This is a genomic window from Spirosoma sp. 209 (assembly GCF_002006735.1).
Classification (GTDB): Bacteria; Bacteroidota; Bacteroidia; order Cytophagales; family Spirosomataceae; genus Spirosoma; species Spirosoma sordidisoli.
Window position 1 is genome coordinate 513,291 of record NZ_MVEC01000002.1, and the last position, 14,461, is coordinate 527,751.

Genomic DNA, 14,461 nt, shown 5'->3' on the forward strand with positions numbered 1-14,461 from the left:
GTTCGTTTAGCCGCAAACCTACCATGGCAACTATACTCACCGAGGCAGAAGCGAAAACCCTGCTTCAAAAAGTCCTGAGCTACTCGAAAGCCGACGAGTGCGAAGTAAACCTGTCGGGCGAAGAACGCGGTAACGTCCGCTATGCCCGTAACGAGGTCAGCACCAGCGGCTCGCTCACCAACCAGAACCTGGTTGTTCAGTCGTCATTTGGCAAGAAAGTCGGGACGGCTACTATCGACGAGTTCGACGATGCCTCGCTCGAAAAAGTGGTTCGGCGGGCCGAAGAACTCGCGCGGCTGGCACCCGAAAACCCCGAATACATGGGCGTGCTGGGGCCGCAGACGTACCTGAAAGCGAACGGCTTCTTCGACACGACCGCCAACATCACCCCCGACACCCGGGCCGAAGCCGTTGCGAAAAGTCTGCAACTGACCCGCGACGCCAGGCTGACGGCCGCCGGGTTTATGGAAGATCGTCATGGCTATTCGGCCATGATGAACTCCAAAGGATTGTTTGCCTATTACCCCAGCACCAACGTCAACTTCTCGCTGACCGTCCGCACCGAAGACGGCAAAGGGTCGGGCTACGTAGCCAGGGGCTATAGCGATATCACCAAACTCGACACCGCAGCCGCTACCAGCATCGCTATTCAGAAAGCGCGGGGGTCGGCCGAAGCCAGAGCCATCGAACCAGGTAAGTACACCGTCATTCTGGAACCTACCGCAGCGGTGGTACTCCTGGAGAACGTATTCTTCAACATGGATGCCCGGTCGGCCGATGAAGGTCGGTCCTATTTCAGCAAGTCAGGTGGTAAAAGCCGGCTTGGCGACAAGATCGTCGACGAGCGCGTCACGATTTACTCGGACCCGACCAATGCTGAACTACCCGCGTCGCCCTGGTCGGGTGACGGGCAGGCGCAGCAGAAAACCATGTGGATCGAAAAAGGGGTTGTCAAGAACCTGTCGTATTCCCGGTACTGGGCCCAGAAGCAGGGTAAAAAACCGCTGCCGGGCCCCAACAACGTGATCATGATGGGCGGCAACTCATCGCTCGACGATATGATCAAGAGCACCCAGCGGGGTATTCTGGTTACCAAACTCTGGTACATCCGCGAGGTCGATCCGCAAACGATTCTGCTGACAGGCCTCACCCGCGACGGTACGTTCTACATCGAGAATGGCAAGATCAAGCATCCGGTCAAGAACTTCCGGTTCAACGAAAGCCCGATCATCATGCTCAACAACCTCGAAGCCCTGGGCAAGCCAGAGCGCGTGGTCAGCACGGAGTCGGATCAGAACTACCTGATTCCGCCCATGAAGATCCGGGAGTTTACCTTCACCAGCCTGTCAGACGCCGTATAGCCATCCGTAGCCATCGGGTGGCCCCCATCCGATGGCTATTTGCTATTTATCAACTACCGCATGGTGCTGGATACCCTACAGGCGCTGTTTCGCCGGGACCTCGAACGACTCAGGAACGAGATTGACGCCTATCGATCAGAAGAGCAAATCTGGGCAGTCGATGGCCAGATTCCCAACTCGGCAGGGAACCTCTGTCTGCATCTGGTGGGCAATCTGAATACCTATATCGGTGCCGAACTCGGCAAAACCGGATACGTACGCGACCGCCCGGCGGAGTTCGCGCTCAAGGGGATTACCAAAGCAGTGCTGATCAATCAGGTTGAGCAGACGATAGCCGTTGTTGAGCAGACCCTTCGCCAGCTCGATGATCAGCAGCTGGAGCAGGCCTATCCGATCGTGGTGCTGAACGAGCCAACCACCACCGGTTTTTTGCTGATTCATCTGGCCACCCACCTGGGTTACCACCTGGGGCAAATCAATTACCACAGACGGCTACTTGATCAGTAGTCCGCTGTTTCTGCGCAGGAGATGATTACGATTATACCAGCTACCGACGAGCATTTACCCGTAATCCGCGACATGGCTTACCGAACCTGGCCCGGAACGTTCGGGCAGATTCTGACCGACGGGCAGATTCAGTACATGCTGGAGATGATGTACAGCCCGATGGCCCTCCGGGCGCAGGTGCATGAGCAGAAGCATGTGTTTTTACTGGCGCAGGAAGCCGACCAGGATACCTTTCTGGGGTATGTTTCGTACGAGCTGACCTATCGGCATCAGCCCGTCACGAAGATTCACAAGCTGTATATCGTGCCCGAGAGCCAGGGTAAAGGCGTAGGAAACGCACTGGTCGGTGCGGTAGCCGATGCGGCCCGGCAGGCCGGTGACGAGGCCCTTTCTCTGAACGTAAACCGGTTCAATAAAGCCGTTGGCTTTTATGAACGGCTGGGATTCGCAGTGGCAGGGTCGGAGACCATCGACATTGGCAATGGCTTCATCATGGACGATCTGATCATGAAAAAACCACTCGGCTGATGGTATATCCACCAAACCCGCGTTAGTATAATATGACCCGCGCCGGTATTGCCGGCTTACTCAACTGCTTATTTTGAAACCATTCGTTTTCACCCGCATCCAATACACCTCCGGCGACTGGGATACCGATCAGCGAATGCCTACGAATCTGCTGCATTCCCTGGTGGAGTATACTACCCTGCCCGTCGACCAGAAAGAGCGTGTAGTGCGGCTCAACAGTCCCGACCTGTTCAAAAGCCCGTTTTGCTACCTCAGCGGGCATAAGCTGGTCGAGTTTTCGGGTACCGAGCGGGACTATTTCAAGCGGTATGTACAGAATGGTGGCTTCGTCTTTGTCGATGACTGTAACCATGACATTGATGGGTTGTTTGCCAAGTCATTCGAGCAGGAGATGGAACGGACGTTCGGGCCGAAAGCGTTGCAGAAGATTCCCAACACCCACCCGATCTACAGCTGTTTTTTTAAATTTCCGGAGGGGCCGCCAACGACCTCGTTCGAGCTGAATGGCTGGGGCGATGACCTCGTCCATGATTACCTGAAAGCAATTATCGTCAACGGCCGGATCGGGGTGCTGTATAGCAACAAAGATTACGGCTGCGAATGGGACTATGATTTTAGAAACAAACGGTTTCTGGCCGAAGACAATACCAAGTTCGGTGTCAATATCGTGACGTATGCGTTGACGGCCTGACCCCAAACTACATCAGAATTCGCGGAGGAAAGGCACGGAGCCCCGGCGAATTTCAGGCACCTGATTGCTCTCCGTGTACCCTTCTATACAACCTGACTATTTTGGAAACACAACACTACAAAGCCCTGGTGGCCAAGCTTCCGCTGCTGAAGGCTGAAATCGGCAAGGTCATCATCGGACAGCAGGACGCCGTCAACGAAGTTCTGACGGCCTTACTGGCGGGTGGCCACTGTCTGCTCGAAGGGGTGCCAGGCCTGGCCAAAACGCTTATGGTCCGCACCATGGCCGATGCGCTGGCTATGCGCTTCAAACGCATCCAGTTCACCCCCGACCTGATGCCGGGCGATATCGTAGGTACCGAAGTGCTGGAAGAAGACCACAACACGGGCAAAAAGTTCTTCCAGTTCAACCAGGGGCCCATTTTCGCCAATGTGGTGCTGGCCGACGAGATCAACCGGACTCCGCCCAAGACCCAGGCGGCCATGCTCGAAGCCATGCAGGAGTACAAGGTTACCTACGGCGGTACCGACTATCCCCTGCCGAAGCCGTTCCTGATCATTGCTACGCAAAACCCCATCGAACAGGCCGGCACCTATCCCCTGCCCGAAGCCCAGCTCGACAGGTTTTTGCTCTATATCAAGCTCAGCTACCCTTCCGAGCGCGAAGAACTGGAGGTTCTCCGCAGCACGACCGGAACCAGTCGCGCCGACCTGCAAACGATCCTAACCGATCAGGACATCCTCGACCTCCAGAAACTGACCCGTCAGGTTCACATCAGCGACGAACTGATCAGCCTGATTAACCGGATGGTGCGGGCGTCGAGGCCAGCCGACTCATCGGTAGCATTCGTCAAACAATGGGTCGAGTGGGGCGCGGGGCCGCGGGCGGGGCAGGCGCTGGTGCTCTGTGCCAAAGCCCGGGCCGTGCTGAACGAACGATTCTCGGTAACCCCCGACGATATCCGGGCGCTGGCCTTCCCGATCCTGCGACATCGAATCGCCCTCAACTTCCGCGCCGACGCCGAAGGCATCACGACCGATCGGGTCATCGATGAACTGCTGAAAGCGGTGAAGTAAATGTGTCCGGACGAGCTACAGCGCCGACCCCATGGACCACGGTGTTTAGTGATCATGACCTCAACTCTGAAAACGAATCAACATGCTCAGTACCGATCTCATCAAACTCAACAACCTTCAGCTGGCCGGCAAGCTGGTCAGCGATGAGCTGCTGCTTGGGATCCAGGCCAGCCGCCGGTCGGGGGTGGGAACCGAGTTTGAGCAGTTTCGGCATTACGTACCCGGCGATGATCCGAAACGGATCGACTGGAAACGGTTTGCCCAGACCGGCCATCATCTCATTCGGGAGTCGTCTACCGAGAGTAACCAGCATATTCGATTGCTGCTCGATCTGTCGGGCTCGATGAATTATACCGAAGCGGGCGTGAACCGGCTGGCCTATGCCAAGATTCTGCTGGCTTCGCTGGCTTACATCGGCAACCGGCAGGGCGATCAGCTGAGCCTGTACGGGTTGCAGAACGGCGCTGTTCAGCTGATGGTAGCCGCCGGTAAGTCGTCGTTTCAGAAGGTGGTAGCGACGCTGGAGTCGGCTCGGGCCGCGGGGTCCTGGCAAAGTGACAGCACTAGCTTCCCGGAATTCAGCCGGAAACAAAGCGAACTGCTCATTATGGCATCGGACTTTTTGCAGGTGGGCGACGAGTGGCTGAATCTCATCCGAAACATAGCCGGGCCACGTCGGGAGATCGTTATCTTTCAGCTGCTGGGCGATACGGAACTGACCTTCGACCTGAGCGGGTTTTATCGGTTCCAGGATATGGAAACCGGCCAGGAGCTTGAACTCCAGGCCGAAGCGGTACGCGACGAAGTCCGGCAACGGGCATCGGACTATCTGGCCAGGCTGGATGAAGCCCTGCGGATTCCGCACGTCCGGCTCATCCGGGTGCGGCTGAGCGAGCCGATTGCGCTGGTATTAAAAACCTTTTTGCTGCGTTAGTTATGTCGTTTATAGAACCGGCTTTGCTGTGGGGGGCGCTGGCCATTGCCATTCCCATCGCGATCCACTTCTGGCACCAGAAGCGCGGAACGCCCCTGCCCTGGGCTGCCACCCGCTGGCTCACCGAACGCGACCAGCAACAAAGCCGGGGGTTGCGGCTCGACAACCGATGGCTGCTGCTCGTACGCTGTCTGCTGCTCCTGCTGCTGGCGGCTCTGCTGGCCCAGCCCCTGCTCCGGGGACTGACCACCGATAAGACCGTTCAGCGCATTCACCTCGTTCAGCCCAGTAACCGGATCACTACCAACTTTCGGTTCGAGCTGGCCGAAGCCCGTCGAAAAGGCGAGAAAGTGTACTGGGCCACCCGCCAACCGGAGCTAATGAACGAAGCCGGCGCACTGCCTGACCAGCCGACCACCAACGGGGCGACCCGTTCATCTGGTTCATGGAGCGGCCTGACCCTTCAGACCGCCATCGACCAGCTACCCCATACGAACACCGAGCTGCATCTGTATCTGGTCAATGACCCCAGGCTGGCTGATGTACCCGCCATTTCGGTTCCGGCCCGATATCGGCTCCATACGATGGTCGATTCGTCGGTGCGACCACGCCCGTTTCTGAATCTCGGCAACTCGAAAAAACTACTGGTTAACCGGGCGGGCGTACTGACCACGACAGCCGCGCCCGACCCGTCACTTTCTCTTCAGTCGGCACCGGCTCACTCCGGCCCGCTGCGGGTGCTGCTCTACTACCCCGACAAGCCACAGCGGCAAACGGTTCGGGCTGCGTTGCAGGCGCTGACGGATGTATACTCACTCGGCTTCACGATCGATGAAAAAGCCGCACCAGGAACGGTTTATGACTGGGTGCTGACCAACCGATCTCCTCTCCGGCCGAACCCGCAAACGCTGTATGTCGTGTCGGGAGTAGCCCAGACGGTCCCCGCCGACAATGTGGTATTCACTAACGAGAGTCTGACACCCCCAGCCTCGGAGCTAGTAGCCAGCGGCCAGCTACCCGAATGGTTGGGCGACAAGTTGGTCCGGCATCTCGGCCTGCTCGACAACCGGGCTCCGCTCAGCCAGTCGGCATTACGGGCGCTCTTCGTCCCCACGGCCAAACCCGACCCCGTACAACAGGCTGGTCTGCAACACGCGCTGACCCTGCTCCTGATCGTTTTATTGATACTCGAACGCTGGATCGCGCTGACCAAAAACGCATGAACGAACTCCAACGCGCTTTATCGTCGGTTACGTACCGGCTCTACGCCAATGCGCTGCTCAGAAGTCTGTTGCTGGGCGTAGCCGCCTGGCTGCTGGTAGCGACCCTGACAGGCCCCTCGCTCTGGTCTTTTCTGGCTGGTTTGGTGGGGCTGGGGCTGGGTGCCTGGCTCACCCGCTTGTATCAGGATAAAAAACCCCAGGCCGTCCAGCTGATTCACCAGACCGTTGGCGACGTTGAATACAGCCTGCCCCTGCTGGAAAAATCCCAGCTCAACCTGGCCGAACAGCTTCAGCTCGAACGCCTGGCCGAACGCGTTCGGGATGTTCAGGTACCGGGCGTAATCCTTAGAAATAGTGGCTTGTATGCCGGCGTTCTGCTGGCTGCGCTGGCCGTATACGCGGGCTATCCGCTGCTGCGGCAGCAGGGATCGCCGGGACCGGGGCCGAAAGGATTTACCCTGGCCCGGCAACAACCCGCCGATCGCTCACCCGAGCCGCCCGTCTTCCGATCGGCCGAGCTTCAGGTGCAGCCTCCGGCCTACACCCGTCTGCCCCTTCGGCGGTCGGCCAATCTCAACGCGTCGGCTATTGTCGGCTCCGAACTGACCTGGCGGGTTCAGTTCAGCACCTCAGAACACGTATCGGTTCGGCTGGTAAACAGCCGGGGGCAGGAGATTCCGTTTCAGGCGTCGGCCACTGGTTTCGTGCACCAGGATCGGCTGGTTAATTCGGGACTTTACGCCCTTAAAGCCTACTGGCGAACCAGCCATCGGGGCAAAACAACCGATTCGCTGGTGTACCAGTCCGACTTTTTCCGGCTCGAAGCCCAGCCCGACCTGGCCCCGAAAATTGAGCCCGGGTCGAAAGAACTGTACACGTTCCATCTCCTCAAAGACCCTAAAACGCTGACCGTTACCGCCACGATCTCTGACGACTTCAGCGTATCGCAGGCCTTTATCGTAGCGACGGTGGCGCGGGGATCGGGCGAGAACGTCAAGTTCCGGGAGATGCGAATGCCGCTGGAGCCCAGGAATTTCCGCGAAGCGAAACTCACCAAAACCCTGAATCTGAACGCCCTGCAGTTTGCCCCCGGCGATGAGCTGTATTACTACTGGGCCGCCTTCGACAACCGCCAGCCAGAGCCGAACTTTACCAAGTCAGATACCTACTTTGTAGTCTACAAAGACACCACGAAGCTGGAAGAAAGCGAGCTGGCCACCATGGCCGTTAATATCATGCCCGAGTATTTCAGGAGCCAGCGGCAGATCATCATTGATACGGAGAAGCTCATCGCCACGCGCAAACGGATGCCTGACCCCGCTAACCCGACGCACGTCTTTAAGAGCAGTTCGAACGAAATTGGTTTCGACCAGAAAGCCCTCCGGCTGCGGTACGGCCAGTTTCTGGGCGAAGAGTTCGAGAAATCGATTGGCGGGGGCGATGCGCTGCCGACCGACCGCGATGGGGATCCGGTAGCCGGGTTTGCCGCTATTCAGCAGTACATGCACAAGCACGATGAGGGCGAAGGTGAGCATGGCGGGCCACCATCGGGCGGACATGAAGGGCATGACCATGACGGGCATAACCACGGGGGCGGACCGGCCGTTACCGATAAAGACCCGGTAGCGGCCCTGATGGAGCAGTACATCCACTCGCACGACGATGCCGAGACCAACACCTTTCATGAACAATCGACCCGGTCGCTGCTGAAGATGGCGCTGGAGAACATGTGGCAGTCGGAACTGCACCTGCGCCTGTATGAACCCGAGAAAGCGTTGCCCTTTGAGCGCAAGGCACTGGAGTTTCTGAAGCTCTCGCAGCAGAAAGCCCGCTCATACGTCAAAAAAACCGGGTTCGACCCGCCCCCCATCAAGGAAAAGGAAACCCGCCTGACGGGCGAGCTAACGAACGTTGACCCCACCAACCGGCAGAGCCGCACCATCAGCCAGGTACAGATAGCACCGATGGTCGCCGACGTACTGGGGTATCTGGACCAGCCGCAGCTAACCGCCCAACAACGGTTCACGGTTCAGCAGCTCGGTAATGCGCTCGCAGACCGAACCCTCAACAGCGGTCTGACCAACTGGTCGGTGCTGGCCAGTCTGCAGAAGTTAACCAACGGAAAGCCCTTATCAGCCGCGGAGAAAACGAGCCTGAAAACCAGACTGTACGCGCTAAGCAATCCGACTAAACAGACCGAAGCGGCCTATAGAAGCAGTCCGGCCCTGGAACGGGCGTTCTGGCGGCATCTGTAAACCAGCCCACCGAATTAACTGGTCATACAACCTGGCTATTTTCGATGCATACAACCCTTCCCGTAACCAATCCATTTGTCATCGCTACGCTGCTGGCTCTGCTTGTCATGCTGGTGGTGCAGATGGGGCTGCTTTTCCGTAATAAATCGCTGCCTCCGGGCCGTAAGTGGCTCCGGGCGGGGCTGAATGGGCTGCTCTGGCTGCTGGCCGTGGCGTTCGTGCTGCAACCGACCTGGCCGTCTGCCCAACCGACTTCCCACGCTTTGCTGGTTGGTGACGACGTCCCCGGCGCCTTTGCCCAACACGTCAGGGATAGCCTGCACCTGAAAGCCAGCTTTACGAGCGCCCGCTTCAAACCCCGCTACGACTCGGTGACGCTGGTAGGCCAGGCTTTTCCGACCGAAACGCTGACCAGCCTGAGCCAGGCGGCCCTGCGATGGGTGCCCTACAACGCCCCTGATCAGGCGCGGGACCTCCACTGGAAAGCCGTTGTTGGTCAGGGCGAACTGCAGCGCATTACAGGGCGGATCAACTCATCGGGCAAACAGAGGCTGACGGTCCGGTACGGGAATCAAACGCTGGACAGCCTGATGCTCCCGGCAGGCGAAACTCCTTTTTCGCTCCGGTTTCCAGCCTTCGCCCGCGGTCGGTCGCGGGTCGAACTGGTGCTGAAGGGAAATTCCATCGACAGTATTCATTTTTTCAGCCGCCCGCTTAGGCCGATGCGGGTGCAGTTTTTGCAGGACAGTCCCGATTTCGAGAGCAAGACCCTGGCCGACTGGCTGGGACGGCACGGCCACTCGGTGCAGCTAACCGCTACCCTTTCCAAAAACATCAGCAGCGACGTACGGATCAACGCCACCTCATCAACGGCTCCAGCCGACCTGATCGTTACCGACCCGTCTAACGCAGGTAGCGCAGCGGTTCGAAAAGCCGCAGCCGACGGGCGGGCGGTGCTGTTCATTAACCTGACTAACCCCGAAGCCGATTGCCGAACCATCAATCAGGCGCTGGGCAGCCGCTGGCAGGTTCACCGGATCGCGACGGAGCCAACCGTACCGGTAAGCGATGGACTGACCGCCCTGCCCTACCGCTTTGCCGAGGCCGTGAATCAATCATCGGCAGCGGTGTATCCCGTGGCGGCACAACGCATCACAGCCCGGGGCGCATCGGCTCAGAGTCCGCCCGCCCGCGTGGCGGCAAGCCTGCTCAGCGACACATTTCCCCTGGCTCTCAGTGGCGACAGCCTGACCTACACCCGCATCTGGACGGCAATTCTGGCGCTGACCTACCCCACCAACGAAACCCAGCTCCAGGCCGATGCGCCCCTGATTCGGGGTATTGCCGAACCGGTTCAGCTCAACAATACGAGCCGACTGCTCAGCGCCCTGCTGGCAGGTCCCGATACGGTCCGGCTCGCGACGGCTCCGCTCAACAACCGCTCGGTACAGGGCGACTACAGGCCCACCGTGGCGGGCTGGCAGCCCGTTTCCGACTCACTGGCCCTATTTGTGCGCGAGCCGGTTCCCGGCGATCCGGTCGGCAGCCGGGCGCGGGTTCGTCAGCTCATGCTGGCTCATGCAGATTCGTCGGCGGGTGCGGGTGCAAATTCCCCGACCACCAGCGAAACCATTCCGAGTTGGGTATGGCTGGCGGCTTTTATTCTGGTACTGGGCATTTTATGGGTCGAGCCGAAGCAATAACGGCACTTTATTTGCGGGCGTTAGCGTTGATTGCTACCCATACGTCATGCGCTTCCTATTTTTAGTTGTTATCGGCTGGCTGTATGCCGGGCTGGCGGCAGGCCAGGCTCCGGCCCTCGTAAAGACCCAACGGACGGAGTTTGTCATCAGGGCCGTTGATGACAAGACCTCCGCCGAACTGCCCACCCAGTTCAGGATTGAGGCCCGGCGGGCCAAAAAGAAATGGGAGGGCACATCGAAGCCCCCCAGCGGGTTCATGTTTATCCTGACCCGTACGGACACGCTGACGGTAATTGCCAAATCGCCGGGTTACCTGGAGGCCGAAGAGGTGATGGTGGTCACCTGCGATACCTGCCCGGATTATGCGTATACCATCCTGCTGGAGAAATATACCAGACCTGACAGCGTTTTCAGCAACCTGCGCGTGAACCAGGCGTTCCGGCTCGACAATATTTACTTTGACCAGGGTAGTTATATCCTGCGCCCTGAGTCGTATCCGCAGCTCGATAAATTGGTTAAAACCCTGGTCACTACGCCAAAACTGGTTATCGAAATTGTGGGCCATACCGACAACGTTGGCGACCGCCGACTCAACCAGGCCCTGTCGGAAAACCGGGTGAAAGTTATCCGCAGCTATCTCATTCGCAGTGGTATTGCCGAAGACAGACTTCGGATCAATGGCTACGGCGATGCCCGCCCGGCAGCCCCCAACGACTCGGAAGAAAATAAACGAAAGAACCGACGGGTCGAATTCGTTGTCTTAGCGTTATAAGCGCACTGATGACGTCTGATGAAATACTTTGTTCAACCCGGCTCCATTGTCCGGCAGATCTGGGGCGATGCCGATGTAATTCTGCTGGTCTTTGCCGGCTCGGCCGCTGAGTTTGCTCTGAACCGGGCCGTAGACTGGCTGTTCTTTACCGGCAAACTCCCAGCCGACCCGATTGCCCGGTTGTTCTCGACCGTTCGCTACGCGCAGGAAATCGTGTTTGCGCCCGAGGCACAGGCCCGGCAGGCCATTGCCCGCATGGGCGCGATTCATGGGGGCGTGGAGAAGAAACGCGGCTATGAAATTCCCGAATGGGCCTACCGCAACGTACTGTATATGCTGATCGATTATTCGGAGCGGGCCTACCAGACGCTGCACCGTCCGCTGACCGATGCCGAACGGGATGAACTCTACTCGACCTTCCGGGCAGTGGGCGCGGGCATGAACGTTCCGGACTTACCCGCTTCGTATGGCGACTGGAAAATCGATCGTCTCGTTCACCTCAACCGCGACCTGACCCGCAGCGACTATACCGACCGGCTGTTTCAGCGCTACCGCGAGCAGCTGGGAAACTGGCGTTACGATCTGCTGCGACAGGTACAGGGCATGCTGGTGCCCGAACAGGTGCGGCAGCCGCTTGGTCTTCCCAAAAAGCCTGCCCTGATTCATTCCATCGGCCTGTATAAAGTCCTCAATACACTAGGGTTGCGATCGGCCGTACAACGAATTTTGCTGCCAACCGAGTATCTTGGCCAGATTCGAGGTTTAGACCGATAAGCGGTCATTTTGCCAACACCCATCAACATGACTAATCCGATTACTACCTCGGTGTTCGATCTGTTCAAGGTCGGTCCGGGACCATCCAGTTCGCATACCATTGGGCCGATGAAAGCGGCCTTCGATTTTCGGCAGCGGATCAGCGCACTAGCCGGTCGGCCAGTGCCCGATGCTATTCATGTTCACCTCTACGGATCGCTCAGTGCCACCGGTAAAGGTCATGGTACCGACCGGGCCGTCGTGGCTGGCCTGCTCGGCTGGCAACCGGAAACCACCGATCCTGACGCGCTCCTGGCTTTACTGAAAGACCCGACTACGCTGTATCCGGTACCCGTTGGCGACCAGCTGATTCTGGTGGGGCCGCAGCATATTCATTTTGAGCGAAAGCGGTACGACTCTCCCTTTGCCAATACGATGGTGCTCCGACTGACGGCTGGCAGCGAGACGCTGGCCGAGGAAGAATATTATTCGGTGGGGGGCGGCTTCATCAGCCGCAAGGGTGAACCGGAAATCAGCCCATCGACGGTTTCAGTCCCCTATCCGTACAGTACCATGACCGAGCTGAAGCAGCAGCTCACCCAGCATTCCCTATCGCTCGATGCGCTCCTGCTGGCTAACGAAATGGCCTTGACCAGCCGGAGCCGGACCGAGGTGAACCAGCGGCTCGACCAGTTGCTGGAATTCATGCACAAAGCCGTTCGGCGGGGGCTCCGTCACAAAGGCGTACTGCCCGGATCGATCCGGCTAAGCCGAAAAGCACCGGTGTTATACCAGCAGGCCAAAACGATGGCCAATGCTTCAGACAGTTTTTTGATTTTTCTGAACGCGTACTGCCTGGCCGCTTCTGAAGAAAACGCAGCCGGCGGCATTGTCGTCACCGCCCCTACCTCGGGGGCGTCGGGCGTTATTCCGGGCCTGACCTTTCTGGCCAAACACCATTTTCATTACGACCGGGCTACCCTCCGGGCCGGTATGCTGGCGGCTGCGGCCGTTGGTTTTCTGGTGAAACATAATGCCAGCATTTCCGGTGCCGAGATGGGCTGTATGGGCGAGATCGGCACGGCTTCGGCAATGGGGGCGGCCTTCCTGACCCGATGCGCCCAGCCCAGCGGCAGCATCAGCGCTATTGAAGCAGCCGCCGAAATTGCCATTGAACACCACCTCGGCATGACCTGCGACCCCATTGGCGGCTATGTTCAGATCCCGTGTATCGAACGGAACGCCATGGGGGCCGTAAAAGCCTACAATGCGTACCTGCTGGCCACCTCGGGAGCCCCTTCGTCGCAGAAGATTTCGCTCGACGCCGTGATCAAGGTGATGAAAGCGACGGGCCGCGATATGTCGACGAAGTACAAGGAAACCTCCGAAGCTGGGCTGGCGCTGAGTGCTACGGAATGCTGATCAACCCATGATGATTCAAACAATACAGGGCTGTTCAGCTGTTTATGTATTGCGAATCACAATTCGTGGTAAATACTCAATGAAAGCGGGTTACTACCCGCCCAACGAATGGCAACAATTTACACTCCCAAACAACAGCGGATCCTGCTCATTACGAGTCTGATCATTATTGCGGGCTTCATCATTGCCGGGCTGCGTGGCTACGCATCGGCCTTTCTGGGCGCCGGCATCCTATACGTAGTTTTTCGACCCTGGTTTACGGCGCTGGTCCACAAACGAAAATGGAACCGGCAGCTCGTTACGGCCATGCTGATCCTGTTTTCATTTGTGGTCATCATCATGCCGTTTCTGACCTTGAGCCTGATGCTGGTCGGCCGGATTCAGTACTACAGTCAGAACGCCGACGACATCCTGAACCTGATCCACAAAGGCGAAGAACTGACCGGATTCCGCATTACGAGTCCGCAGAACATCCGGCAGATCGTTCAGCAGGGCGCGGGTTATGTTAGTCGGCTGCTCCCATCGCTGGCGGGCGGGGCGCTTGATTTTATCGTCATCATCGGCCTGATGTTCTTCACGTTCTACTTCATGTTCGTACAGCAGGAAGCCTTCCAGTCAGGCCTGCAGAAGTACCTGCCTTTCAAGCGCGACACCCAGCGCGAACTGGGCGAATCGCTCAAGAACAACGTGAATGCCAACGTATTGGGACAGGCACTGGTTAGTTTGGTGCAGGGGGTACTGACCGGACTGACGCTCTGGATCTTTGGCGTACCCGACGCACCCTTCTGGGGAACCGTAGCCTTTTTTATGGCCTTCATTCCGGTGCTGGGCACACCCCTGGTCTGGGGACCGGCCGGCCTTATCCAGCTCTCGCAGGGTAATACGGGTCAGGGTGTTGGCATTCTGGTGGTGGGCATCGTGGTCATCATCAACATCGACAACCTGCTCCGGATCGCACTGGCCAAACAAATGGGCGACATTCACCCGCTTGTCACTCTGGCTGGTATCGTATTGGGCGTTCCTATTTTCGGGATCCTTGGTCTGGTCATTGGTCCCCTCCTGCTCTCGTACTTCATCGTACTGATGCAGGTATTTGAACGCCAGAACCGTGATCAGCGCGAAGAAGTGGCCGAAGACGAAGCCAAGGTGGAGAAGGTTGTCGAACGACGCGTATAAGGCTAGTCGTTAGTACGTTATTCCTAAAACCGCTCCCTTTCTATGGCATCTGTTGATGAC

13 protein-coding genes are annotated in these 14,461 nt (G+C 58.1%); all 13 read left to right on the forward strand.

Annotated features, from left to right (window positions below; translation table 11 throughout):
• Positions 1–23 precede the first annotated feature (23 nt).
• The 13 genes from B1C80_RS05335 (at position 24) to B1C80_RS05395 (ending at position 14,401) form a co-directional block, all read left to right on the forward strand.
• A complete protein-coding gene (locus B1C80_RS05335; RefSeq protein ID WP_077920009.1) occupies positions 24–1,361 on the forward strand; it encodes a TldD/PmbA family protein in 1,338 nt (445 codons plus the stop codon).
• A gap of 39 nt (positions 1,362–1,400) precedes the next feature.
• Positions 1,401–1,868: a DUF1572 family protein gene (locus B1C80_RS05340; protein WP_317126229.1), complete on the forward strand. Its 468-nt coding sequence runs from the start codon at positions 1,401–1,403 to the stop codon at positions 1,866–1,868.
• Positions 1,869–1,889: 21 nt separating this feature from the next.
• A complete protein-coding gene (locus tag B1C80_RS05345) occupies positions 1,890–2,396 on the forward strand; it encodes a GNAT family N-acetyltransferase (protein ID WP_077920011.1) in 507 nt (168 codons plus the stop codon).
• Positions 2,397–2,469: 73 nt separating this feature from the next.
• Entirely contained in the window at positions 2,470–3,087 is a 618-nt protein-coding gene (locus B1C80_RS05350; protein WP_077920012.1) for a DUF4159 domain-containing protein, read from the forward strand.
• A 101-nt stretch (positions 3,088–3,188) separates the two neighbouring features.
• On the forward strand, positions 3,189–4,163 hold the full coding sequence (locus B1C80_RS05355; RefSeq protein ID WP_077920013.1) for a MoxR family ATPase: 975 nt from the start codon (positions 3,189–3,191) through the stop codon (positions 4,161–4,163).
• 82 nt (positions 4,164–4,245) lie between these two features.
• Complete coding sequence (locus tag B1C80_RS05360; RefSeq protein WP_077920014.1) at positions 4,246–5,097, forward strand: DUF58 domain-containing protein; 852 nt, start codon at positions 4,246–4,248, stop codon at positions 5,095–5,097.
• Between the two features lie 2 nt (positions 5,098–5,099).
• Positions 5,100–6,320: a BatA domain-containing protein gene (locus tag B1C80_RS05365; RefSeq protein ID WP_077920015.1), complete on the forward strand. Its 1,221-nt coding sequence runs from the start codon at positions 5,100–5,102 to the stop codon at positions 6,318–6,320.
• Positions 6,317–8,575, forward strand: a complete 2,259-nt coding sequence (locus B1C80_RS05370) for a hypothetical protein (RefSeq protein ID WP_077920016.1) — start codon at positions 6,317–6,319, stop codon at positions 8,573–8,575. Before B1C80_RS05365 ends, B1C80_RS05370 begins: the two co-directional genes overlap by 4 nt.
• Positions 8,576–8,619: 44 nt before the next feature.
• Positions 8,620–10,278 (forward strand): hypothetical protein, encoded by a 1,659-nt coding sequence (locus tag B1C80_RS05375; protein ID WP_077920017.1) that lies wholly within the window; start codon positions 8,620–8,622, stop codon positions 10,276–10,278.
• 46 nt (positions 10,279–10,324) lie between these two features.
• Entirely contained in the window at positions 10,325–11,050 is a 726-nt protein-coding gene (locus B1C80_RS05380) for an OmpA family protein (RefSeq protein WP_077920018.1), read from the forward strand.
• Positions 11,051–11,068: 18 nt separating this feature from the next.
• A complete protein-coding gene (locus tag B1C80_RS05385; RefSeq protein ID WP_077920019.1) occupies positions 11,069–11,824 on the forward strand; it encodes an oxygenase MpaB family protein in 756 nt (251 codons plus the stop codon).
• A gap of 27 nt (positions 11,825–11,851) precedes the next feature.
• Positions 11,852–13,225, forward strand: coding sequence for an L-serine ammonia-lyase (locus tag B1C80_RS05390; RefSeq protein WP_077920020.1), 1,374 nt, complete (start codon positions 11,852–11,854; stop codon positions 13,223–13,225).
• 108 nt (positions 13,226–13,333) lie between these two features.
• On the forward strand, positions 13,334–14,401 hold the full coding sequence (locus B1C80_RS05395) for an AI-2E family transporter (RefSeq protein WP_077920021.1): 1,068 nt from the start codon (positions 13,334–13,336) through the stop codon (positions 14,399–14,401).
• The last annotated feature ends 60 nt before the right edge of the window (positions 14,402–14,461 follow it).

Coding starts and splice junctions, on each gene's coding strand:
- B1C80_RS05335 (WP_077920009.1), top strand. CDS start 24: ATGGCAACTATACTCACCGAGGCAGAAGCGAAAACCCTGCTTCAAAAA.
- B1C80_RS05345 (WP_077920011.1), top strand. CDS start 1,890: ATGATTACGATTATACCAGCTACCGACGAGCATTTACCCGTAATCCGC.
- B1C80_RS05360 (WP_077920014.1), top strand. CDS start 4,246: ATGCTCAGTACCGATCTCATCAAACTCAACAACCTTCAGCTGGCCGGC.
- B1C80_RS05365 (WP_077920015.1), top strand. CDS start 5,100: ATGTCGTTTATAGAACCGGCTTTGCTGTGGGGGGCGCTGGCCATTGCC.
- B1C80_RS05370 (WP_077920016.1), top strand. CDS start 6,317: ATGAACGAACTCCAACGCGCTTTATCGTCGGTTACGTACCGGCTCTAC.
- B1C80_RS05375 (WP_077920017.1), top strand. CDS start 8,620: ATGCATACAACCCTTCCCGTAACCAATCCATTTGTCATCGCTACGCTG.
- B1C80_RS05380 (WP_077920018.1), top strand. CDS start 10,325: ATGCGCTTCCTATTTTTAGTTGTTATCGGCTGGCTGTATGCCGGGCTG.
- B1C80_RS05385 (WP_077920019.1), top strand. CDS start 11,069: ATGAAATACTTTGTTCAACCCGGCTCCATTGTCCGGCAGATCTGGGGC.
- B1C80_RS05390 (WP_077920020.1), top strand. CDS start 11,852: ATGACTAATCCGATTACTACCTCGGTGTTCGATCTGTTCAAGGTCGGT.
- B1C80_RS05395 (WP_077920021.1), top strand. CDS start 13,334: ATGGCAACAATTTACACTCCCAAACAACAGCGGATCCTGCTCATTACG.